This window comes from Humiphilus diazotrophicus, assembly GCF_059726315.1.
In genome coordinates this window covers 1,774,972-1,797,670 of sequence record NZ_AP040870.1, presented here as the reverse complement: position 1 = coordinate 1,797,670, position 22,699 = coordinate 1,774,972, and the positions used below count along the sequence as shown (strand labels likewise).

General features: G+C 52.1%; 16 protein-coding genes. 6 read left to right on the top strand and 10 right to left on the bottom strand.

The window, feature by feature from the left end; translation table 11 throughout:
- Positions 1 to 161: 161 nt before the first annotated feature.
- The 4 genes from AC6I7T_RS08610 to AC6I7T_RS08595 form a co-directional block, all read right to left on the bottom strand.
- Positions 162 to 2,618 carry an ATP-dependent Clp protease ATP-binding subunit gene (locus AC6I7T_RS08610; RefSeq protein WP_497792949.1) on the bottom strand — a complete coding sequence of 819 codons (2,457 nt, stop codon included), beginning with the start codon at positions 2,616 to 2,618 and terminating at the stop codon, positions 162 to 164.
- Positions 2,619 to 2,908: 290 nt separating this feature from the next.
- Positions 2,909 to 3,736, bottom strand: coding sequence for an ABC transporter ATP-binding protein (locus AC6I7T_RS08605; protein WP_497792948.1), 828 nt, complete (start codon positions 3,734 to 3,736; stop codon positions 2,909 to 2,911).
- Between the two features lie 160 nt (positions 3,737 to 3,896).
- A complete protein-coding gene (locus tag AC6I7T_RS08600; RefSeq protein WP_497792947.1) occupies positions 3,897 to 5,129 on the bottom strand; it encodes an FtsX-like permease family protein in 1,233 nt (410 codons plus the stop codon).
- A 4-nt stretch (positions 5,130 to 5,133) separates the two neighbouring features.
- Positions 5,134 to 7,323: a hypothetical protein gene (locus AC6I7T_RS08595; RefSeq protein ID WP_497794577.1), complete on the bottom strand. Its 2,190-nt coding sequence runs from the start codon at positions 7,321 to 7,323 to the stop codon at positions 5,134 to 5,136.
- A gap of 232 nt (positions 7,324 to 7,555) precedes the next feature.
- Between AC6I7T_RS08595 and AC6I7T_RS08590 the strand changes: the two genes are divergently transcribed.
- From AC6I7T_RS08590 to pelA, 3 genes are all read left to right on the top strand, one after another.
- A complete protein-coding gene (locus AC6I7T_RS08590) occupies positions 7,556 to 8,194 on the top strand; it encodes a DedA family protein (protein WP_497792946.1) in 639 nt (212 codons plus the stop codon).
- Positions 8,195 to 8,329: 135 nt separating this feature from the next.
- Positions 8,330 to 9,676, top strand: a complete 1,347-nt coding sequence (locus AC6I7T_RS08585) for an inositol-3-phosphate synthase (RefSeq protein WP_497792945.1) — start codon at positions 8,330 to 8,332, stop codon at positions 9,674 to 9,676.
- Positions 9,677 to 9,870: 194 nt separating this feature from the next.
- A complete protein-coding gene (gene pelA / locus AC6I7T_RS08580; RefSeq protein WP_497792944.1) occupies positions 9,871 to 11,193 on the top strand; it encodes a pectate lyase in 1,323 nt (440 codons plus the stop codon).
- 71 nt (positions 11,194 to 11,264) lie between these two features.
- On the opposite strand, the gene AC6I7T_RS08575 is transcribed toward pelA, so the two are convergent.
- The gene (locus tag AC6I7T_RS08575; RefSeq protein ID WP_497792943.1) at positions 11,265 to 14,165 is read right to left on the bottom strand and encodes a TonB-dependent receptor; all 2,901 of its coding nucleotides are present in this window, start codon (positions 14,163 to 14,165) and stop codon (positions 11,265 to 11,267) included.
- 190 nt (positions 14,166 to 14,355) lie between these two features.
- Between AC6I7T_RS08575 and AC6I7T_RS08570 the strand changes: the two genes are divergently transcribed.
- Complete coding sequence (locus tag AC6I7T_RS08570) at positions 14,356 to 15,066, top strand: response regulator transcription factor (RefSeq protein ID WP_497792942.1); 711 nt, start codon at positions 14,356 to 14,358, stop codon at positions 15,064 to 15,066.
- A gap of 2 nt (positions 15,067 to 15,068) precedes the next feature.
- Positions 15,069 to 16,484 (top strand): ATP-binding protein, encoded by a 1,416-nt coding sequence (locus tag AC6I7T_RS08565; protein ID WP_497792941.1) that lies wholly within the window; start codon positions 15,069 to 15,071, stop codon positions 16,482 to 16,484.
- A 22-nt stretch (positions 16,485 to 16,506) separates the two neighbouring features.
- Here the strand turns inward: AC6I7T_RS08565 and AC6I7T_RS08560 are convergent, their stop codons facing one another.
- Positions 16,507 to 17,442 (bottom strand): arginase family protein, encoded by a 936-nt coding sequence (locus AC6I7T_RS08560; RefSeq protein WP_497794576.1) that lies wholly within the window; start codon positions 17,440 to 17,442, stop codon positions 16,507 to 16,509.
- 44 nt (positions 17,443 to 17,486) lie between these two features.
- Positions 17,487 to 17,933 carry a Fur family transcriptional regulator gene (locus AC6I7T_RS08555; protein ID WP_497792940.1) on the bottom strand — a complete coding sequence of 149 codons (447 nt, stop codon included), beginning with the start codon at positions 17,931 to 17,933 and terminating at the stop codon, positions 17,487 to 17,489.
- 539 nt (positions 17,934 to 18,472) lie between these two features.
- Here AC6I7T_RS08555 and AC6I7T_RS08550 point away from each other — a divergent pair.
- Positions 18,473 to 19,549, top strand: coding sequence for a M48 family metallopeptidase (locus tag AC6I7T_RS08550; protein WP_497792939.1), 1,077 nt, complete (start codon positions 18,473 to 18,475; stop codon positions 19,547 to 19,549).
- A 132-nt stretch (positions 19,550 to 19,681) separates the two neighbouring features.
- On the opposite strand, the gene AC6I7T_RS08545 is transcribed toward AC6I7T_RS08550, so the two are convergent.
- The 3 genes from AC6I7T_RS08545 to AC6I7T_RS08535 form a co-directional block, all read right to left on the bottom strand.
- Positions 19,682 to 21,547, bottom strand: a complete 1,866-nt coding sequence (locus AC6I7T_RS08545) for a glycoside hydrolase family 35 protein (protein WP_497792938.1) — start codon at positions 21,545 to 21,547, stop codon at positions 19,682 to 19,684.
- A 113-nt stretch (positions 21,548 to 21,660) separates the two neighbouring features.
- The gene (locus tag AC6I7T_RS08540) at positions 21,661 to 21,897 is read right to left on the bottom strand and encodes an anti-sigma factor family protein (RefSeq protein WP_497792937.1); all 237 of its coding nucleotides are present in this window, start codon (positions 21,895 to 21,897) and stop codon (positions 21,661 to 21,663) included.
- Complete coding sequence (locus tag AC6I7T_RS08535) at positions 21,894 to 22,520, bottom strand: sigma-70 family RNA polymerase sigma factor (RefSeq protein WP_497792936.1); 627 nt, start codon at positions 22,518 to 22,520, stop codon at positions 21,894 to 21,896. The genes AC6I7T_RS08540 and AC6I7T_RS08535 overlap by 4 nt, the downstream gene beginning before the upstream one ends.
- Between the last annotated feature and the right edge of the window lie 179 nt (positions 22,521 to 22,699).

The window sequence follows — 22,699 nt, the reverse complement described above, 5'->3', positions numbered from 1 at the left end:
TCGCATTGTCGATTGCTTTTTGAATATGGCAGCTAAGCAGAAGAGGTTCCGCTACGGCGGAACCTCTTTCTGTGCGATATCGATGTTTCGACAAGAAGCTTGGCAAAAAGAAAACGCCTCGGAATTTTCCGAGGCGTTTTCGTAACAGCCGTTGATCTTGACTAGTCGTTGTAGAGCAGGACACCTTCTGCGCGTTCCGCACCCAACTCTCCAACCGGACGATAGAAGAGCTGGTTGTTGTCGAGGTAAACCTCGAGGAATGCAGGGCGTTCCTGAATCCCGCCCCCGATAAGTGCTTCGGAGAGTGGATCTTCGACGTAACGCTGCAGTGCACGACGTAGCGGACGAGCACCGTAGCTGCGGTCGACCATGGTCTTCTCCAAGATCCACTTCTTGGCCTCTTCGGTAACGGAGAGCGTAATAGCCTTCTGCGCTAGGTTCGTATTGAGCTGCTGTACCAGCAGTTCGAGAATCTGGATCAGATCCGAATCCGACAGAGACTGGAAGAGAATGATCTCGTCCAGACGATTGAGGAATTCTGGATTGAAGGTACGCTTGACCTCATTCTTTACAAGGTCTTCGATCTTTTCCATTACCAGATCTTCCCGGTCGGATTGGAAGCCAAGCCCCTGCTTCTTTTGCAGATGCCGCGCTCCGATATTCGACGTCATGATGATGATCGTGTTCTTGAAGTCAACGGTGTTGCCGAGGCCATCGGTCAACTGTCCATCTTCAAAAACCTGCAACAGGATATTAAAGACATCCGGATGCGCCTTTTCGATCTCATCGAGCAGGACTACGGAGTATGGAGAACGCTTCACCCGTTCGGTGAGCTGTCCGCCTTCCTCGTAGCCCACGTATCCCGGAGGTGAACCGATTAGTTTCGATACGGAGTGTTTCTCCATGAACTCGGACATATCGAAGCGTATCAGTGCCTTCTCGCTTCCAAAGAGGAATTGAGCAAGGGTACGTGCCATTTCCGTTTTTCCGACGCCGGTCGGTCCCAGGAAGAGGAACGAGCCAATCGGACGGTGCGGAGATTTCAGTCCTGCACGCGAGCGGCGGATAGCGCGGGCCAAGGCGGAGATCGCCTTATCCTGCGAGATCACGCGTTTGTGCAGTTCTTCCTCTACACGCAACAGCTTCTGGGTCTCTTCTTCCTTAATCGAAGTAATCGGTACGCCGGTCCAACGGCTAACGACGTCCTCGATGTCTTCGCGGCCTACGATGCCAGCCGTCGAATCGTCGAGATGATACTTGTCACGCAGGGCGCGCAGGTTCTCGCGCTCTTTACGTTCTTCATCGGAGTAGAAGCGTGCTTTTTCAAATTCGTGATTCGCGATGGCATTCTCCATGCGATGCACGATGAACTTGATCCGCTTCTGGACCTCGGTGATTTCTTCCGGCAGCGATGTCTGCCGCAGCTTTACGCGAGCGCCGGCTTCATCGATGAGATCGATCGCCTTATCCGGAAGGAAACGATCCGGAATATAGCGATTGGAGTGCGACACGGCGAATTCAATGGACTCGTCCGTATAGCTGACCGCATGGAACTTCTCGTAACGGTCTTTGATACCCATGATGATCTTGATGGCATCTTCTTCGTTCGGCGGCGGGACCTTCACGGCCTGGAAGCGGCGTTCGAGTGACCGGTCCTTCTCAATCGACTTGCGATACTCGCCGGGCGTCGTGGCTCCTATGCACTGAATTTCTCCACGAGAGAGTGCTGGCTTGAGGATGTTCGCTGCGTCGAGCGATCCCTCGGCCGAGCCTGCGCCCACGAGTGTGTGAAGCTCATCGATGAAGATGATGGAGTTCTGATTTTCCATCAACTCCTTCATGATGGTCTTCAAGCGCTCTTCGAATTGGCCACGATACTTAGTTCCGGCAACAATCAGCGACAGGTCCAACGCCAGTACACGCTTGTCTGCCAGAAAACTTGGTACTTCGCCATCGGCAATGCGTTGTGCCAGTCCTTCGACAATCGCTGTCTTACCTACTCCGGGCTCGCCGATCAGCACGGGATTGTTCTTCGTGCGGCGGCAGAGGATTTGGATCACGCGTTCCAACTCCTGATCGCGGCCCACGAGCGGGTCTAGCTGACTGTCCAGTGCTGCCTGGGTCAGATCGCGAGAGAACTCGGCGAGCAGACTGGATTCACGATTGCGTTGCGACGGCGGTGCTTTCTCTTGTGTCACCCGGGCGAGCTCTTCGCGGATCTGTAAAAGCTTGAGTCCGCGCTCGTGCAGGATCTCTGCTGCGAAGCACTTCTCTTCGCGCAACAGACCCAACAATAGATGCTCGGTGCCGATATGCTTGTGCGATAGCCGCTCTGCTTCCTCAGCAGCGTAGGCCAACACACGCTTGCATTCATTAGATAACGGCAGATCTACGGAAGTCGAAACCTTCTCCCGGATAGTAGTGTGCCCTTCGATCTGCTTACGGATCGACTCGACAGAGGCATGCGAGCGGAGAAAGCGATTGGTCAGCGCTTTGTCTTCCCGCAAAAGTCCTAGCAGTAAGTGCTCGGTCTCTATATACGGGGAGCCGAACTGGCTAGCCTCATACCGCGCGAAGAATATTACGCGCCTCGCCTTTTCTGTATAACGTTCGAACATGTTCCCCCTTCGGTAAGCTGTTACTTCTGTCAGCCTCCGGTCTGGCCGGGCCTCGGTTCCGAGGCTTGACTGCAGTTGCCACAGCTCCGTTCCATCGTCATCGCTCCAGCCTTCCTAAAAACGGCTTTTTCTTGGAGCGACAATTTGGAGGTTGGAAATCGGATAACCAGCTGGTTGGCCTGTTATCCGCTTGTTCGCTTTATCGAAACCTGCGAACGTGTCCACCCTCACCTTCCAGCGTCTCTAATTGAGACGTTGGTCGAGCCAAAAGATTCATCTGTTTTTCCGCCCTAGACTTCCTGCGGAGAAACTTCTTCCACTCGGCCCTTCACCAGCCGCAAAACTCGCATACATCGACGAGCCAATTCGAGATTATGCGTCACGATCAATGATGTCAGCTTGTGCGTGCAATGTAGCCGTTCGATCAGGCTAAATACCACGTCTGCGGTGTGACCGTCCAGATCTCCAGTAGGTTCATCGGCAAGCAGGATGCGCGGGCCAGTAACCAATGCTCGTGCCAGCGAAACTCTCTGCTGTTCGCCTCCGGAAAGTTCTCCCGACCTGTGATCTGCCCGGTCGCTCAATTCCACTTCCTCCAGCCACTTGGCCGCTTCGCGGAAGGCGGTTTTCTTACTTTCGCCTCTAGCCAATAACGGCATGGCCACGTTCTCTAAAGCGCTGAATTCTGGCAGCAAATAGTGAAATTGCCAGACGTAGCCGACTTCGCGATTACGAAAGGCGGCTGCTTGTGTTGATGTCAGCGAACCTAAGTAAGTTGAGGCGCAGTATACGGCACCGCCGGAAGGGGTATCAAGGGCGCCAAGCATGTGCAAAAGTGTGCTTTTTCCCGATCCCGACTGGCCAACAATAGCCAGCATTTCGCCTTCTGCGACCGAAAAGCTTAAATCATCAAAGAGAAGAAGCTTACCGCGTCCAGTGGAATATTCCTTGCGCAGCGAAACGACTCTGAGTAATGGATGCGTTACCTCGCCGGAAGGACTCACGCAGGCTCCCGTTGCCGCAGCAGCGGCCAGTGGATCCGGCAAAGACGAGGTTGAAGAGGTTTCCATATCTACCTCTATCATTTTAGAGTCGAGAAGAGAAGTGTAGTTGTCCACGCGTTTGAACACTATCCCACAAAATGGGAACACCGGAACGATTTTTCCTGCTGCTGCACATCTTTAGAGCAAGAAAGAAGCAATTACCCTTCCAATCTTTGTTCGGGCCGGAAGTCATTATCTTTGTTTGTTTCGGCCGTTTTCCCGTCGAAAGTCCGCCCTATTCGTATCGCAGAGCCTCAGCAGGCAGGACGCGTGCTGCGGAGGTGGATGGGTAAAGAGTTGCCAATAGTGATACACCGAGGGACACTGCCGTCACTATGACTCCATCTATGAGTCGTGGCGCAAATGGCAGGTAGTCGATGGAATAGATGGCTGCCGACAGTGGGAAGCGGTAATGAGCACCTGCCCAGGAGAGCGCGTATCCCAGAGCCAAGCCGATGATTGTTCCTAAACTACTGATAAGAAATCCCTGGAGGAGAAAGATTCGTCGTATCTGCCTGGGGTGGACTCCAAAGCTCATCAGCACGGCGATATCCCGGGTCTTTTCCATAACCATCATGGTCAGGGCAATCAGAATATTCAGCGCCGCTACACAGACGATTAGGGCAATTACGATAAATGTGACTACCTGTTCCAACTTCAGAGCGCGAAACAACTCCCGGTTTTGCTCCATCCAGTTGGTAGTCATGAAGCCTGGACCTGCAGCCTCCTCGATCTCTTTTCCGATGCGGTCAGCATGATATAAGTCGTCTACTTTGAAGCTGATAATAGAGATCAGGTCAGGTTCGCCGAAAAGCGTCTGCATGTCTTTCAGCCGGGTAAAAGCCCAGGCCGAGTCGTACTGATAAAAGCCGGAGTGGAATATTCCTGCCACTCGAAACGATTGATATTTCGGAATGAGTCCGAGAGGGGTGAGTTCGCCCTGCGGGCTGCTTATCAGAACGGTAGATCCAACCTGTGCATCTATGGTGTCGGCCAGATCGCTGCCAATAAGAATAGGAGGCTCGCCTCCGAAGTCTTCCTCCTTCTCCAAAGGCGCGATGTTTCCCATGGTGACGGTTTTAAGCAGGTCGCTTACAGTCTGCTCCTGAGCCGGAACGATTCCCTTGATGAGAGCACCACCTGAGCGTGGTCCGCGGGAGACCAGAACCTGCCCATAGAGGCCTGGAGCATTGGCCGTTACATGGGGTAAGTGACGCAGCCTCTCGGTCAACGGTCGCCAGTTCTGTATTCCATCGCTCTTTACTCTCATCAGTTCCACGTGAGCGGTGGAGCCAAGCAATCGTGCTTGAAGATCCCGCCTCATGCCATTGGTAATGGCTAGGGCGATGATGAGGGAGGCGACGCCTGCCGCAACTCCTATGATGGAAATAACCGTAATGATGCCGACGACTGCCTGCCGCCGCTTAGCCTTCAGATATCGTGCTGCCAGGAAAAGCTCAAATCGCATGAACTTACTTCACCGTTGTTTTGGCCGCGGCCATGTTTTCATACCGATCGTAGACGCGGACGGTCAGCAAGTGTTCCGACTGAGGGGGCTCCTTTCCCTGTTCTTGAGATAAAGGGGCCGAGAAATCATAGTGCTCTTGTAGGTTGTCCGAGATTTTGCCTACCGGTTCCAGATATTGCCATGGTCCCGCATCGACAGAATACTCTGCATGTGCAATAGGTGAGGTGGCATCGGTCGCAGTCAAGGTTGCGTGAATCTTTCCGTTTTCCATTCTGGCTGCGAGAGTTCCTAATGCTGGAGGTGTAGTGTCCACGATAAAGCGGTCACTGGTCTTCTCATCAGTCAGATTTTCACCCGGGGTGTGCGACGGAGCATCGCTGACAACTACCTTCAACCGGTATCCTCCGTCTGGAATCTGCGCGGCATCGAAGCTGTAGAAGCGTTCGGAGACCTTTTTCTTGAGTACCTGCCAATTCTGTTCTTTATCGCCACGGACGTAGAGATCGAAGGTCAGTTCATCTCCATTGTCATCGTGTGCTGCCCAGCGGGCCGTGACAGCGGTCTTATCCTTAACACCGGTAAGCGGTTGGTTTGCAGGATTGGAGGGGAAATTGATGGTGTTCCGCTCTGTTTGCTGCAGGCTGATGGTAACCGTATTGGGTTGTGTAACAGCTAATGCTGCCTGTGAGTTGATGCGGGCTCCCGGGACAACTACGACTTCATCGAGAGATGGCGCTACATTGACAGGCAGGAAATTAATGCCGATTTCCCCTAAGGATGCTCCAGCGTGCAGAACAGCCTTCCACTGAACGAAGCGGGCGGAAGGAGCAGTGATTTGACCGTTTTCGACCAGCTTCCAGTCGCTCCAGCCCCGATTGGCATTTTCCACATTGCCGCTACGGGCATAGAGTTGGAAGCTGCCAGGCTGTCCGTTGGTTTCTGCCTCAATTCTTCCCCAGTGCGAGTAAACATGCGCGTCGAAGATGTCGCTCTGGTAGGTGCCCTCTGCTGCAGGGGCAGCACTCATGCGGTATAGCTTGCCGGTATTGGCTGTTCCGATGAGGTAGCCGGTGGGCTCTTCTACGAATGCGACGCCCTGAGAGGCTTCCATATGAGCGATATCGGTGAAATCGCCGTTAGGCTGAATCTGAAAGATGTGTCCGTGATTGCCTGTGACGGCGAGCAGGCCATTCTTCGTCGGCTTGAGTCCATAGACGATGTCTTCATGGTTCGACCATAGTTGCCGTGGAGCCGCATCGGGCTTGATGACATAAATCTCGGAGCCATCTGCAATGATTCCCGTGCTGGTGAAGTTGTGAATCGACCCCGGCTGGAGAATGGTGACAGTACCGACTGCCACTCCCTGGACGGGCAATGGCGGTAAGGGATTGCGTGTTTTGTCCCCAACGTTGGCAGCATAGATTGTGCCGTCCGTATCGACTGCTACGGTTGTGATCTCACGTTTGGGGGCATCAAAGAGAACGAAGCCCTCTCCCTTCTTGTCGATCCGATAAATCAGGCCGCTTCCTTCCGATCCTGCAATCAGATTTCCCTGAGGATCGAAGGCCAAAGAACGGATGTGGGGCTCATCGCTTTTGAAGAACAATTCAGCTTTTGCAGCAGTTTGGGCAGGGTTGATGCGATAGACGCCGCCCGGGCCTCCGGCTGCCAGATAGAGCCTTCCTTCTGAGTCGAAGGTCATGTCCCAGATGTACTTCGGCTTTTCGTCGGTCTTGGATGGATCGAAGATCAGTTGTGCCGTCTCATCGGTCTTTTTGTCGCTGGCATCCGCGCGGAAGCGGTAAACCTTGGCACTGGGAAGCGTAGCAGCGTATACCCAGCCATCCTTGCTGGTGCGAACGACCTGTACGCTCAGATCCTTCGTTTCGAAAAGAGTGGTGGATTTTCCATCCGCCTGGACGCGAAGCAAGGTTGCAGGCGAGCCCGTACCTAGAAACGCTGTGCCATTGGAGCCAGCTGCCACGCTCCAGACATAGGTCGATGGAGTCGTCAGCACTTCCTTGAGATCTGGTCCAGGGAGCAAATGTCCGTCGCTGGAGATGGCTATCTGCTTGGGCTGACCCTTTTCGAGATCGTCAAAATGCGACTGTGTCCATAGGTGAGTGCCTTGGGCGACTCCCACACTGGGGAGAAGAGAAAGAGTAGATATCAAGAGAAGGGTACGCACGATCATGCTGCCAATGAGTCTACTAGCAGATGACCCCATATTTCGTTCAAATGGTTGAAATTGGCAGGTCGAGAGTTTCTGTTTCACTTGTTGATACGGAAAAGCAGCCAAGAGGCGGGCAGCTGATAAAGCGGGTAGCTAAACTCCGGTCGGCTATGAACTGGTCAGCAGAATCCATTATTCCGTGACCGGAGTTCTGCTACCCGCTTCTTAGCTGCCGTTTATACTCGAAAGCTGAATGACGGAAAAAATATTAGCAATTCTCTTCGTATTCATCACAAATGTGATTTCAACCTCTGGTTATTTCGGGATCGCATTGCTGATGGGGATTGAATCGGCGTGTATTCCGCTCCCCTCGGAAATCATCATGCCGTTTTCCGGCTACTTGGTCTTCACCGGCCGGTTCAATCTTGTATGGGCCGCTACCGCCGGAGCAATTGGCTGCAACCTGGGCTCCTGGATTGCGTACTGGATTGGAGCTTATGGCGGCCGACCGCTGGTGGAACGCTTCGGACGTTATGTTCTTTTGAGCAACCACGATTTGGATCGCACAACCAAATTCTTCGAAAAATACGGCTCAGTTACGGTATTTCTCGGACGTTTACTTCCCGTGGTTCGTACATTCATTGCTCTACCCGCCGGTATTGCCAAGATGCCGCAGTGGCGTTTCCACCTCTATACGTTCCTGGGTTCCTGGCCCTGGTGCTACGCGCTGGCTTATGCAGGACAAAAACTGGGAGAGAGATGGCATACAGATCCCCGGTTTCAGGAGATTTTCCACCGGTTTCATATGGTGATTGTCGTCCTACTTGTGGCCGGATTTGCATTTTTCCTGTGGTCTCATTTGAAGAATCGCCAACGGTCGAGTGAAGCGTAGCGACCGTTAAAGGTCACTTTCTTGCGGTTGGGCTCAGCTGGTTTGCCAAGTCGAGACAAAGAGAAGAGACTATGCAATTGCATTGACCTTAAGTTTTAACTATTTACATAGCGAGAGAGGACGGATCAGTAAGCAATGGCAAATTCCAAGGACGGCGGCCAGAAGGTAGCTGCCGGATCACAGATTGCGCCCGCAAAGGGCAAACTTGGAGTGATGGTGGTAGGCCTGGGGGCCGTAGCCACTACATTTATCGCCGGCGTAGAAGCCGTGCGCAAAGGGTTAGCCAAACCGATTGGCTCCCTGACCCAGATGGGAACCATTCGGCTCGGCAAGAGAACCGATAACAATGCCCCACTCGTTAAGGACTTCGTCTCGCTGGCCTCTCTGGATGACATGGTCTTTACCGGCTGGGACATCTATGAGGACAACGTCTACGAAGCTGCCAGCAACGCCAAGGTTCTGGAGAAGGATTTACTTGAGAAGATCAAGCCCTTCCTCGAAACCATTAAGCCGATGCCCGCTGTCTTCGATCAGTATTATGTGAAGCGCCTGCATGGTACCAACGTCAAGAAGGGCAAGAATAAGAAGGATCTGGCTGACCAGGTTCGTGCTGACATTCAGGCCTTTAAGAAGACGGTGGAACGCGTTGTAGTGATCTGGTGTGGTTCGACCGAGATCTTCCTGGAACAGGCTCCTGTGCACCAGACGATCGCCGCTTTTGAGAAGGGTCTCGAAGAGAACGACATCAACATTGCTCCTTCCATGATCTATGCTTATGCGGCTCTGAAGGAAGGCGTTCCTTTCGCAAACGGTGCACCGAATTTGACGGTCGATATCCCCGCCATGATCGAGCTTTCGAAGCAGAATGCGGCTCCGATCTGCGGCAAGGACTTCAAGACCGGTCAGACTCTGATGAAGACCGTTCTTTCTCCGGCCTTCAAGGCTCGTCTGTTGGGTGTCTCCGGATGGTACTCCACTAACATCCTGGGCAACCGTGACGGCGAGGTTCTGGACGATCCTGAATCCTTCAAGACGAAGGAAGAGTCCAAGCTGGGCGTGCTGGAGTACATCCTGCAGCCTGATCTTTATCCCGATCTCTATGGCGACATCTTCCACAAGGTTCGGATCAACTACTATCCGCCGCGTGGAGACAATAAGGAAGGCTGGGACAACATCGACATCTTCGGATGGTTGGGTTACCCCATGCAGATCAAGGTTGACTTCCTCTGCCGCGATTCGATTCTGGCTGCACCTATCGCCCTGGATCTCGTTCTGTTCATGGATCTGGCGAAGCGGACTCCGGAATTGTCCACTCTTGGCATTCAGGAATGGCTGAGCTTCTACCTGAAGTCTCCAATGACTCCAGAAGGGCTCTATCCAGAGCACGACCTCTTTATTCAGTCCATGAAGTTGAAGAACACTCTGCGCCATATCAAGGGCGAGGATCTGATCACTCACCTTGGCCTCGAGTACTACGACTAGTTCGTCTGACCTTCAATGGATGCTGTCCGAAGCCCCGCCTTGGCGGGGCTTCATCATTCTTTCTGGCCTGTAGCTGCTAAAGAAATGCAGCCAGCGCCAAAATGGTTCTGCCATATCGAATGGTGATTTCTCCGTTGACAGCCGTTATCCGGACCGGATATCAGAGAAGTCGATCTGGAAATTGGTCAGACCATATGAAAATTACCGGCCTTTTGTTTTCTGCCTTGCTGATGGGGATTCCAGTTGGAGCATCCGTCATCGGAAATAACACTCCTTCCTATCCCGTAACCGAAGCTCGAATTGCCACTTTGCCTCAAGCGCAGCAAGCCGCCTGGGGAGCATATCTGGAAAGGTCGGAAAGACGAAAAGCCGAAGATAAAGCGGCTTTTCAGACCGAACTGAAGGCTGCTGGGCAGAAGACTCCCCTGATTCCTCCTCTTGGGCATAACGCCCGTAGTCTTCCAGGAGATGAAGAACCCGACATCTGGTATGAGAGCGCCGAAGCTCGCCGACTCGCCGATATTGTCGTTTCATTTCAGACGCCATCGGGAGGATGGAGCAAGAACATCAACCTGAGAGATCACGCCCGGAAACCGGGAGAATTGTGGGCTTCCGAGAATGGCTCCAATTTCCTGAGCGGGGTGGATTATGACCGTCCTCAGGAGCCTTCGTGGCACTACATTGCAACCATCGATAATGATGCGACGACTACGGAGATTGCATTTCTAGGCAGGATGGGAGACCGGCTGAAAGGGAAGGATGGAGATCGATATCGGGCTTCTTTCGAGCGTGGAGTGCAGTATTTACTGGAAGCCCAATTCCCGAATGGTGGTTGGCCTCAGGTGTGGCCTCTGGAGGGCGGATACCATGACGCAATTACTTATAACGATGATGCCATGGTCCAGGTACTGGAATTGTTGCAGCAAATTGCTCGTGGTCAGTACAGATTCGTAGAAGCGGATCTGCGGACTAAGGCTGCTGAAGGCGTCGGGAAGGGAATCGATTGCATCCTGTCGACTCAAATTGTCGTGAATGGCCACAAGACAGCCTGGGCACAACAGCATGACGCTTTAACCCTGCAGGCGACCTCGGCAAGAAATTTCGAACCGCCTGCTGAGAGTGCTGCGGAAAGTGCTCGCCTCCTGGAATTTCTCATGGGACTGAGTCATCCAAAGGCTTCCATTGTAGAGGCCATCAACGCTGGTGCTGCATGGTTGAGAAAGACGGAGATTCGGGATCATGCCTGGAAGCCTCAGAATGGAGTACGCACTCTCGTCCCTGTCTCCGGAGCTATGCCTCTGTGGGCTCGTTACTACGAGATCGGAACGGATCGTCCAATCTTTGGAGACAGGGATCGAACGATTCATGATGCTGTGCAGGACCTCTCGCAAGAACGTCGGAATGGCTATGCGTGGTACAGCAATCAGCCGGAGAGCGCACTTGATCGCTATGCTAAGTGGCAGCGCGCGGTTATTGCGAATCTTCCTGTAGCGGGTAAAGAAGACCGGAATAAATAAGCGATAGTAGCTAACCTGTAAGGCATAGAAAAAGGCTGCGGTTCATGAGAGCCGCGGCCTTTTTCGTATCTTCAGAAGCTAAATGTTACTTGCAAGTCGATACTGCGATTTGCGGAGGATGAAGAGAAGAATCCTCCTGAGAGTGCATTGGACTTGCCGAATAGTGGCGAGTTAAGAGTGCCAACCGGTTGAGCAAGATTGACGCTATTAAAGACATTCCTTCCCATAGCAGCAAAGGTCATTGTGTAGCGACGGGGCAATTCCTGATCGAGCTTCGGCGGTCCACCACTTCTGCTCAGTCCCCCAGGGCCAAGTCCTCCGCCACCCGGTCCGCCACCACCAGGACCACCTCCTGGAGGCGGTCCTCCCGGACCCATTCCAAAGCCACTCGATCCCGCTGTTACTCTCGGTCCAATACCGAATGATTTGCTGATGCGAAGGTTTGTGCTGAATTGTCCCGGACCGTTGCCATAGTTATAGGGAATGCGGCTCTGGTTCCATGCGGGATTCGCATCAAAGGTGCCGTATTTTGTAGTGACCGGGTCGCTAGTAGATGCAGTCGCAAATGCAGGACGATCATTGAACTGATTATCGCCATTCAGATCTTGCCCGATCGTGATGTTGAAGGGTGTTCCCGAGTTCGTCACGATCATCGGACTGAAGGAGATACCATAGGGCGCTTGGATGTTTCCGCCGAGCAGGAAACGATTACGAACGTCGAAGCTGGCACGGCCATAGTCCCCCTTAGGGTTGTATGGATCGGAGGGGAAGTATGTTGCCCCGGAGGTATTCGCATTGGCGTAATTCAACATATAGAAGCCAAAGAGAGAAACCTTCTTCGCTCTGATCGTGTAATTGATCATCAGCTGGTTTTGGTTATAGATCCCGCCGGATTGGAATTGATAAATATTCTCGTTGATGCCATTCGGTCTCGTACCTGTTTGGGTCGTTGAGTTGTAGGTCCCTGGCAAGTAGGCGTTGATGTTATTGGTGAAGTATTGGTGGACTCCGTGAGAATTGATGTAGGTAGCAGCAATCGTTGCTACCTTCCCAAACTGATGTTCAACCCCGATCGCTGCCTGCATATTCACAGATGCTTTCAGCTTCGGCGATATCTGGTAGAGAGTGGGAGCGACATTGCTGAGCGTAGCGAGTTCAGAAGCTGACGGAGCGTTTTGATAAAACGATGGATTCTTGATCACGTATTGCTGTTGGTTCGTTCCGTTATAACGAATCGCTTCGAGTAGATAGGACGATCCAAACCGGTCATAGAACCAGCCATAGCCGCCACGAATAACTGTCTTGTTCGTGGTGCTTCCGCCGAAGTGTGGAGCATAGGCAAAGTAAATACGAGGTGCCCAGTCCGCCTGGTCGTTGATCCGGTTCTGCGATTCGAAGCGCAGACCATAGCCAACTGTAAAGTTCGAGCTAAGCTTGTAATCGTCTTGCAGGAAAAAGCCTGCGTCGAAAGAATTCAAACTCGCACTCGGATTTCCCGTTGTCACGCTATACTGCGCGGGCTTCTTGGATTCGTAGCTGTTATCCGTCACTTCAGTGGCTGTGCTTGTAGAAGATTTCGGAACTGTTAGCGAAGAATAGGTATAGGTGCCATTGAATCCGGAAGTCGAATAGCTCGAGGCATGAGTGAGGCGCAGACGGGTTCCGAAGTTTAGAGAATGGTTTCCTTTTATCCAGGTGGTGTAGTTTTGGAGTTCGTAGCGATCCTGATTGTCTCGAACTGTCCCGATACTGTTTCCACCGTCTGTAAATGATTCCTGCACGGTGATAGTAGGGGCGGAGCTTCGCGATACTTGGCTGTCTCTTTGGCGGCTGTACTGGAATCGTGTTTCATTGACAACGTTCGAGCCGAAAGACTGTGTATCGCTTATCTGGATCGTGTTTTCCTTGTTGAGCGTGTCGTAAGCCTGGCTCTGCAACGCAAACTGCGAGACTCCGCTGTTTGTTGCTTTACTGCGGTCAAACATATAGCGCACGCTCAACGTATTGTTGGGGGCGAGTTGGAAGTCGAATCGCGGGCTGAAATTAAGGCGTGACTGCGGATTGGAAACGGCTAAGGTGTAGTTATAGGACTTGTTATTGCTATCGAGAAGCTCTGCATTCACAATCGAGTTTGTCTGGTTGTCACGACGAAAGATGTTGGCAAACCAAGAGGCTTTTTGCGTGAGTGCTCCGCTTACGTTTCCAGCGAAAAATGTGCTGTAGTACGGCGGTTCATTGGTTACGAAGGGATTCAGCGAATTGAAGGACGAGTCGTTTCCACTGGTCATGATCATGCCGTGGAATTTGTCTGTTCCTGGTTTGGTGAAGATCTCAATACGCCCGTAGCCCAGCTTGTCGTATTGCGAGGAGAAAGGGTTCTGATTGATGCGGATCTCGCGAATTGACGATTTCGGGGGCAGTTGTCCCCCGGTAAATCCGTCGATGTAGATTTGCCCGCCACTTGGTCCGGCCGCGGGGCCAGCCAGAGCGTTCAGCTCGTTCTGCAACTCGTCCGGATCATCGGAGAGAGCATCCAGAGCCTTTCCTTTAATGACGATAGAACTGGCGTTATTGTCGGAGCTTGTATCCAGACTTAAACCTTGGTCATTTACCGTAACCTGTTGCTGCTCGACAGCCAATTTCAGAGAGATATTTTGAGACGTTGTTTTGCCGCCATAGACCATTACATTGTCCAGTTGGAAGGTGGCAAAACCGTCTTTTGTGACGGAGATGGAATACCGGCCCGGAACCAGGCGATCTGTCGAATAGATTCCACTCGCATCGCTGGTGATCGTCTTTGAAAAGCCGTCATGGTTGGAAACCACGATCTCAACCGAGGGAATGACTGCGCCTGTAGGATCGGCAACCGTTCCGTGGATGCTACCTGTCTGCACCTCTGCGAAGAGAGTAGCGGCAGAAGCAAAATAGAGGAGCAATATCCATAGGCTCCCGAAAAAGAATCGTTTAGTCATAAATTCACTCGCTTTGACAAAACAGCCATATTCAGGAGACTGCACTTCGGGCATCCATGCGGTCACATTGGGTAAAGGTTTGTAACGGGGTGTCGCATCATTCGTGACGATTTGTTACATTTCTGCTGGTCCTTTCTTGTGGGGGAAAGCGTAGGCTCAAAAATGCGAGAGAAACGCTGGAAATAGACCAATGGACGACATTCTGCTCATTGACGATGATGTTGAGCTTTGCTCGATGCTGACCGATTATCTGGGCCGCTATGGATTTCGCATTACCTCTGTGCATCGGGGGGATACAGGCCTGGAGGTGGCACTGGCGAAACCTTATGCACTGGTTCTTCTGGATGTAATGCTCCCCGGACTGGACGGATTTGAGGTCTTGAAACGGATCAGGGCGGTTTCGTCGATAAATGTTCTTTTGCTTACTGCCCGGGGTGAGGATGTTGATCGCATTGTTGGTCTGGAAATCGGAGCCGACGATTATCTCCCTAAGCCATTCAACCCTCGAGAACTATTGGCTCGGATGCGGGCAGTATTGCGAAGAGCTGGGACTCCCGAGGCGAAGAGTGAGAGCTCCGTTCTGCGGGTAGAAGGGTTGGAGCTTGATCCTGCGGCTAGAACGGTTCTGCAGAATGGCAATAAGGTCGAATTGACCGATGTTGAGTTCGGCTTACTGGAAGCCTTGATGCATTCTCCGGGAAAGGTCGTAACTCGCGAAGAGTTGGCCGAAAATGTGCTTGGCAGAAAGTTCCATCCCTTTGATCGAAGCTTGGATATGCATGTAAGCCGCATGCGTCGAAAGCTCAGTGAAAATGACTGTTCTGACGACTTGGTGAAGACGATTCGTGGAATCGGATATCAGCTGGTGATTCATCGGGGTCATTCGGGAGCAAAGGACTAACGATGCGTGGCTTATTTTTCAAGGTCTTCATCATCTTCTGGATCGCGCAGAGTGTCATCTTTGTGGTCTCGACGGCATTGATTATCCGGCACCGGTTTGAGGGTCCCGGGGCTGTCTTCGATGCTCTGCATAGTACCTTTCGTAACGAAGCAAAGAACGCCCTGAAGGCTTTTGAAACTGGTGGTTGTGAAGCCTTTCGAAAGTACGGCGACACGGTTGAACAATCAATTGCTTTGCGGGATGCCTCTGGCGGGTATCTATGTAATTCCGGAAGCGACTTGGGGGCGTTACCGGATGGTAAGGTTCCTTCGCATATTATGGGGCGGCAAGTGGGGCTGCAGTATGTCTGGAGCGTGCCAGTAGTTTCTTCGAATGGACGGCAGTATGTTTTTCAGATAAGCCGGTCACACATACAGGAAAGAGTGAATTGGTATCGTGACCTCTTACATTTCTCCACACCCCAATTACCAGTTGCGATTGTAGTAGGTGGAATCACTACCTTTGTTCTGGTGCTTGTGGTAACCCGTCCGGTGGTGAGGCTGCGGACGGCCGCACGGGCGTTAGCTCAGGGAGATTTGAGCACAAGAGTCGTTGATCCTGCTTCCCGTGTCCGCCTCTTTGAAGGGGATGAGATCCAGGCTCTTGTTCAGGATTTCAATCATATGGCCGAAAGACTCGAGTCTTTGGTCGGTGCTCAGCAACTTTTGCTTCGCGATGTTTCGCATGAGCTCCGTTCCCCATTAGCGAGACTTAGTGTGGCCTTGGAGTTGGCCAGAGAAGATGCCAATCCTTCCATGCAGTCACATCTGGAACGAATTGAAAGGGAAGCGGAGAAGCTGAATCAATTGATTGGTCAATTGCTGACTCTCTCCTCACTCGAAGCGATTGAGAATATCAAGAATTTTGCTCCTGTTTCGCTGAATCAGTTAGTAGAACGAATGATTCCCGATGCCAAGTACGAGGCTCAACAAAGGGAGAGTTCTGTTGTCTTTTCCGCAAATGAGGAATGCACAATTCTAGGAAATAAGGAACTGCTGCATCGGGCCATCGAGAACATTGTGCGCAATGCCATTCGATACACCGCAACGGGTACCGCCATTGAAATCAAGCTCAAAACTTTGCAGGAGCAAGGGAAGCGCTCGGCGATTATCGAAGTGAGCGATCATGGCCCTGGTATTCCGGAGAGTGAACTCAATGCGATCTTCCGTCCGTTCTATCGCATCGATCCCGCACGCAGTTCGCATACCGGAGGCTTCGGCGTCGGACTCGCGATTGCCGAACGAGCCGTGAAACTACATAACGGAGAGCTGCATGCGTTCAATCGTTCCGGAGGAGGAGCCACCATTCAAGTGCGCTTGCCTCTTGCAGACAACGGAGGGAAGAAACCAGCCCTCAGGTTGGTGGGAAAGATGAGTTGAAGATAATTTTGCGGGTACCGTTCTAAAGTTGAGCAAAGCTGTCTGTCAAAAGATTGACGAGGAGCTTTGCTCCTTTTCCTTCCGGATCGAGCGTAGGATCGTAGATTGTTACGTTCATGCCTACACAGTGTGTGGAGCTCAATGCGATTTTAAGAGTGATAAGCAACTCCTCCGGGGTCATTCCGCCCGGGTCGGGAGAATCAACTGCCGGCATCCACTCCGGAGACAGCACATCGGCATCTAGATGGAGCCAGAATCCTTCTCCGCATTTTTCCAGATAGGTGATTGCATTCTTCGCTGCTGCTGCTATTTCCTGTTGGCGAATCCGGTCTAATGGCAATGAGGTGAATGGCGGAGTCGGTGTGGCGGAACTTTGCTCTCCTGGTTCAGGCCAGCGATAGCCAAAGACGACTGTATCTTGAGGTTTGATGCAATTCTGCTCGATGCCAAGTTCTGACGCTAGATTGGCTACCATTCCGGTGACAATTGCCAGATCCATTCCTGCGACTCCTCCTGTTTGGGAGGTTTCCGGCGTTAACAGGTCGGAGTGCCCATCGATGAAAAGTAAACCGTATCTTCCTCTTCGGTGGAGAGCTTGAGCTATTCCAAGCAGAATGCTGCAATCACCGCCGATGACAATAGGGAAGAAGCTTTGAGCGAGTTGTTCCTGTATTTTTTCCGCGAGCTGTAAGTTATATTTTCGAATTTCTGCTACATTCCGCGCTCTGGTGGCCGGGTCTATTTTGCCAAAGTATTGGGGCGGGACGACAGTACCTGCATCGGCAGCATGCAGATGACGCAGCAAGCCATGGGACCTGAGTACGCGAGCCATCTCTTTTACCCCCGGCTCTTCCCCCGGTGCCGGAGGCCTAAGCCCCAGATTGGAGGGTGCGTCGAGGACTGCCAATCTGCGGCCGCCAACTGTTTCCGATATCGCGTCTGCCAGCCGGGTGGTCATCACAGCGAATCCTCAGTCGTTCGATTTGTAACTGAGCAGGAGTGTTACTTTCGGCATTTGGCGCAGTAGCCGCCAATTTCAAGACGTGCGACTTCAATGTGGAAGCGGCATTCACTCGTGACCTGGTTCTTGATGTCCTCCAGGTATTGAGATTCAAACTCCTGTACAGCTCCGCAACGAAGGCAGGTCATATGGACGTGGTCTCTGCCGGTGCGCCGTTCATAATAATGCCCTTCACCACCGACATGCATGAGGTCTAGTTCGTCGATCAGGCCCTGACGCTTCAACAGAGAAAGAGTCCGATAAACGGTAACGCGATCGACCGAAGGCTCAATCTTCTGCGCCTTCCGCAGGATTTGCGCGGCATCCAGGTGCCGGGAGGCGGTTTCGATTACGCCGAGAATAGCGCGACGCTGACGGGTCAGACGGACCCCTCTCTTCAATAGCTCTAGCTGTAGATGTCCCGGGGTCTCTGTTTGGGGTAAAGGCATGTCGTCCTAGCTCCTATTGCAATTCTATGCAATTAACTTGCAACAAAATCTTCACGCGCAAGGAGAAAAGTCTTGTCTAATATCGAGAACTATTCTAGTTCGTCATTGGAGTGCATTGCAACACTGTTGCAATAATAATGATAACTTATTATTGAATAAATATTTAGCTATATTAAAGCAAAAGAGTGTGGTCCACGCGAGGAAAAGGGGACACACTTTAACTGTCAGAGCGGACCGGTCATTGTTCATCGGAATGGAGGTTGACCTTTTGGCAGCAATTGCATGAGTTGGAGGGGCGCAGGTTTACTCCCTGATTTATCCCTCTGGGGAGATTTTGGTGCTCCAACCGGCGTGAGAGCTAAAAGTATATGAAAAAGAGGGAGATCGGCTAACTTTTGCTACTGTTCTATTTTTGTTGTGGAGCAGGAAGGGTAAGATTTTTCTCAGAAGCTTGTAGAGAAAACTAGCGAAACCTTGCATACAAGCGTCAAATAGTCAGCGAGAGTGTGCTCGCCAGCGGGGCGAGACAAGGCGGCGATATGAGGAAAATAACCAAGATTAACGAAATGGTTCTGGCCGGAATGCTAATGGCATCTGCCGTGGCCTGGGGACAGAATAATCCAGCTTCGAACCAGACTTCTCCAGCTCAAAGCGCGCCGGCTGCTACGAATGGTCCTGATGCCAATGGAACGCCCGCACCCGCAGAAGGGGGAGTTCCGAAGGGTGTTAAGCCCGGCAGCGTTGACGACGTAAGTGCTGTGGGAACCCGCGATATCGGCGGCCGAGGCTTGGGGAACTGGTACTCCACCGAAGGCGAAATCAAGATTGGTAAGCAATACGCGGCTGAGTTGGAGCGAAGTACAAAGTTCATCACGGATCCGGTTGTTACTGAATATGTGAATCGTATCGGTCAGAATCTGGTGAAGAACTCCGATGCCAAAGTTCCCGGTTTCTTCTATGTCAATTCCGGTCTTATCCTGGCGGCGGATGAAGAGGCTGAATTAGCTGGTGTTATGGCACATGAAATTGCACATGTGGCGGCGCACCATGCAGTTCGCGAGCAGACGCGAATGAATTGGGCTCAGATCGGGACGATTCCGGCGATGATCTTCATCGGTGGTTGGACCGGATACGGCGTCTACCAGGGAGCACAGATCGGCATTCCTCTAGCCTTCTTGCACTTTTCTCGCGAGTTTGAATCTCAGGCTGATTACCTCGGTGTGCAGTATCTTTACCGTGCCGGATATGATCCGCAGTCTTTTATCTCCTTCTTTGAGAAGATTCAGGCATTAGAGAAGCGTAAACCCGGATCGCTATCTAAGGCGTTCTCTACGCATCCTCAGACTCCGGATCGCATTGGACATTCTCAGGAAGAGATTGCGAAAATACTGCCACCTCGTCCCGAGTACATTGTCACGACTTCAGAGTTTGACGATGTTAAGGCACGTTTGGCTCGAATTCAGAATAAACGTCGTCTGACAGACTCGAAGGAAAAGAAGCCGACACTACGCAGGGCCAGTTCGAATCCTGACTCTGGAAGTTCGGGAAACAGTGGCGATCAGGGTAATGGGAATAATTCGGATGATCGTCCGACCTTGCATCGTCGAGATAATTAAGTCGGAATATTTGCTCAACAGTGATAGATTGTTGGGCACGGAGTGCGAGTAAAAAAGCCGGAAGCGTGAGGGCTGTTGTCCCGCTTCCGGCTTTCTTCTTTTGCGGTAATGTTCTGCAGGCAGAATGTTTGCTTATTGCTTGTCTGTTGGTTCCGGTTTGACGGGTTGATCGAGAATTGGGTTCTTCAGTCCTTCCAGTGTTAATCCTTCTTTGCCGTCAAGATCGAAGACAACTACCTCATTTGTTCCCTGCTTCAGCCAGGAGCCAGGGAGATACAGTGTCGCTTGGGGACCAATATTCCAGAACCTGCCCAGAGCCTTTCCATTAATCCACACTGTGCCCTTACTTAGCTTGCGAGTATCGAGAAACGTATCTGCAGGCTTTGCCAGAGAGAATGTGGCGCGGTAGAAGCAGGGGCCCTCGCAAGGCGAGGCCTGATAAGCAAAGCTCTCTGTTTGGGACATTGGAAGGGGGTAGATTTCCCAATTGGCCAACGGTACTCCGCTAAAGAGGACCTGCTTCGTGATGCCGGCACGTTCCCCGAGAATGGTTTTGGTGAAATTGATTCGGCCTGAATTTTCGACGAGGATATCCAGCCGCTGTCCTGGATGGGCAATGTGCAGTTGCAGCTGATTCTGTTTGAGCCTGCGATCCAAACTGCCTACTAGTACTCCGTCCAGATATACCCGAGCATAATCATGCAGGTCTTCGATGACTAATTGACCGTCTCCCGACGATTGCGTCGTTGTCCGGTAGAGGATGTATCCGTAGGACTGGTCAACATCTTCCATGGAGAGGGGCACTTGGGACAGCACGGGTTTCGGAAGCGACTTCCAGAGAGAAGCCGAACTCTGCAATGCGATTGTCTGTACTGCTGATGCTGCAGGTGTTTCGGGCACTGGTGGTGGCTGAATCCCGGTTACTTTGGCGATGACGTCCCTGAAACTGTAGTATTTCGCCGTTGGGCGTCCGCTTTCATCTATGGGAGCGTCATAGTCGTAGCTGGTGACGTCTGGCTGATATTTCCCATCGCTGATGTTGGCTCCATTCATCCAGCCAAAACTGGTTCCGCCATGGACCATGTAGAAGTTGACCGAGTATCCCTGGCTTAGCATCCAGGCAAGCTCATCCGTCTGGATCTTTGCATCAGTCGTCTGGTGCTTTTCTCCCCAATGGTCAAACCATCCTGCCCAGTATTCGCCACACATCCGCGGGGTGTTGGGGCGAAACTTATCCATCAGGCCAAAAGAGCGCTTGGCGTCTCCCTGTCCGAAGTTGATCGCTGCCGGCAGCTCTGGAAGCGTTCCGTTTGCAAGAACATCGGCCCCATCGGCTGTATAGAGCAGGGCCTTATTGAAGCCGCTGTCCACGAGCAGATGATGGATCTGCTCCATGTAGGCGTGATCTTTATCGAAAGAGCCATACTCGTTTTCGACCTGAATTGCGATGATCGGTCCGCCATTACCGATCTGGAGAGGTGCTAGCTCTTGACCCAGCCGCTTGATCCAACGAGCCGCTGGAGCCATGAACTTTGGGTCGGAGCTGCGCAAAACAATATCTCGTTCTTTGAAAAGCCATGCGGGATATCCACCCAGTTCCCACTCCGCACAGGAATATGGACCGGGGCGAAGAATTACATAAAGCCCCTCTTGCTGCGCTTCGCGGATGAACTCGGCAACATCGTTATCTCCTGAGAAGTCGAAAGTCCCTGGCTGGCGCTCATGGACGTTCCAGAAAATATAGGTCGATATTGTGTTCAGCCCCATCGCATGAGCTTTGCGAAGTCGGTCGCGCCAATATGCCCGAGGGATACGGGGATAATGCAGCTCGCCGGAGATGATCTGAAACGGCTTGCCATCCAGTGCAAAATGATTTCCCTCGGTCCGGAATGTATGCGGTTTATGGTCAGCGAGGGTGCTGGAGGCTATTGCGGAGAGCTGCAGCCCCGAAAGGAAAAGGAATGAGAAACACAAAAGGAAAGAAATGGTCTTGCGCATGGTGCTGATGACTCCGATAGAAAGGACGTGAAGTCATCATAAATGCATTAGGGCTGGCGAGCTGCCAGCCTGTTGCGGCAAAGTAGCACATCAATAAAAAGGCTGCTGAGGAATCAGCAGCCTTTCTTGCACTTAGCCAAAATTGCCGAGTGAAGCCGTTCACGGAGAGTGTCCGGGAGCTGGTACAGCTCATGGCTCCTGTAAATCTCAATGGTTTTGCGTGTTGTATTCAGCGTTATGACGCAGTGTTCACAGTCACGCAAATGTGCTTCCAAATCCGCTCGCAACTGAGTGGTTACTTGATCGTCGATGAGGTCATCGAGCTGAGCGAGAAATTCCGAGCAGGTCACTTTACACCACCCTTATTCTGCTTCCGGAAATAGCGGCTGAGCCGTTCACGAAGCTGCAGCCGGGCTCGCAATAAGCGGGACTTGACTGCAGGAACGCTAAGACCGAGTGTCTCTGCTGTTTCCTCTGTTGAGAGTCCTTCCACATCTCGCAATACAAAGACGATCCTGAATCCGGGGGGTAGACCCTGGATTGTCTTTCGGAGGATATCGGCGAGTTCGGATTGGCCGTAAAGCTGCTCCGGATCGGGGCTCCAGTCGGCAAGGTCACGAGGCATCGAGCCTTCGTCTGTCTCGACATCTTCATCAATGGAAACCATTTTGCCGGTGCGGCGGCGACGGAGTCGCATAAGCGATTCGTTGACCGCGATACGGACCAGCCATGTATAGAATTTCGAGTTGCCCTGGAACTGATCAAGTTTCTCGTATGCCTTAAGGAACGCGTCTTGAACGACGTCCTCGGCATCCTCCCGATTCTGCGTGATATGTTGGGCGATTCGAAAAACCTGACGATCGTACTGCTTGACGAGCTTTTCGAAGGCCTGTACATCACCTTCCCGAGCCCGTGCCACCAGTGCTACGTCGGGGTGAATCTCCTGTGTCTCTGGTGTTTGGATGGTAGACATGGTGTGAGGCTTCAGAAATATTGCTCTCTTTAAAGTAAAAAGCGAAGGCAATCAACCCCAGCTTCTCTTGTAAGTGTAACTGGAAGCCTCAGTTCCGGCAAAAATTGTTCTTCAGGGCCTGGCAAACACAGCTTTTCTTCCCAGAAAGGGTTTTTCCTGATACGTGACTCCCTTGACGG

Coding starts and splice junctions, on each gene's coding strand:
- AC6I7T_RS08600 (WP_497792947.1), bottom strand. CDS start 5,129: ATGCGATTTGAGCTTTTCCTGGCAGCACGATATCTGAAGGCTAAGCGG.
- AC6I7T_RS08575 (WP_497792943.1), bottom strand. CDS start 14,165: ATGACTAAACGATTCTTTTTCGGGAGCCTATGGATATTGCTCCTCTAT.
- AC6I7T_RS08555 (WP_497792940.1), bottom strand. CDS start 17,933: ATGCCTTTACCCCAAACAGAGACCCCGGGACATCTACAGCTAGAGCTA.
- AC6I7T_RS08560 (WP_497794576.1), bottom strand. CDS start 17,442: ATGACCACCCGGCTGGCAGACGCGATATCGGAAACAGTTGGCGGCCGC.
- AC6I7T_RS08590 (WP_497792946.1), top strand. CDS start 7,556: ATGACGGAAAAAATATTAGCAATTCTCTTCGTATTCATCACAAATGTG.
- AC6I7T_RS08535 (WP_497792936.1), bottom strand. CDS start 22,520: ATGTCTACCATCCAAACACCAGAGACACAGGAGATTCACCCCGACGTA.
- AC6I7T_RS08550 (WP_497792939.1), top strand. CDS start 18,473: ATGAGGAAAATAACCAAGATTAACGAAATGGTTCTGGCCGGAATGCTA.
- AC6I7T_RS08545 (WP_497792938.1), bottom strand. CDS start 21,547: ATGCGCAAGACCATTTCTTTCCTTTTGTGTTTCTCATTCCTTTTCCTT.
- AC6I7T_RS08585 (WP_497792945.1), top strand. CDS start 8,330: ATGGCAAATTCCAAGGACGGCGGCCAGAAGGTAGCTGCCGGATCACAG.
- pelA (WP_497792944.1), top strand. CDS start 9,871: ATGAAAATTACCGGCCTTTTGTTTTCTGCCTTGCTGATGGGGATTCCA.
- AC6I7T_RS08565 (WP_497792941.1), top strand. CDS start 15,069: ATGCGTGGCTTATTTTTCAAGGTCTTCATCATCTTCTGGATCGCGCAG.
- AC6I7T_RS08570 (WP_497792942.1), top strand. CDS start 14,356: ATGGACGACATTCTGCTCATTGACGATGATGTTGAGCTTTGCTCGATG.
- AC6I7T_RS08595 (WP_497794577.1), bottom strand. CDS start 7,323: ATGATCGTGCGTACCCTTCTCTTGATATCTACTCTTTCTCTTCTCCCC.
- AC6I7T_RS08610 (WP_497792949.1), bottom strand. CDS start 2,618: ATGTTCGAACGTTATACAGAAAAGGCGAGGCGCGTAATATTCTTCGCG.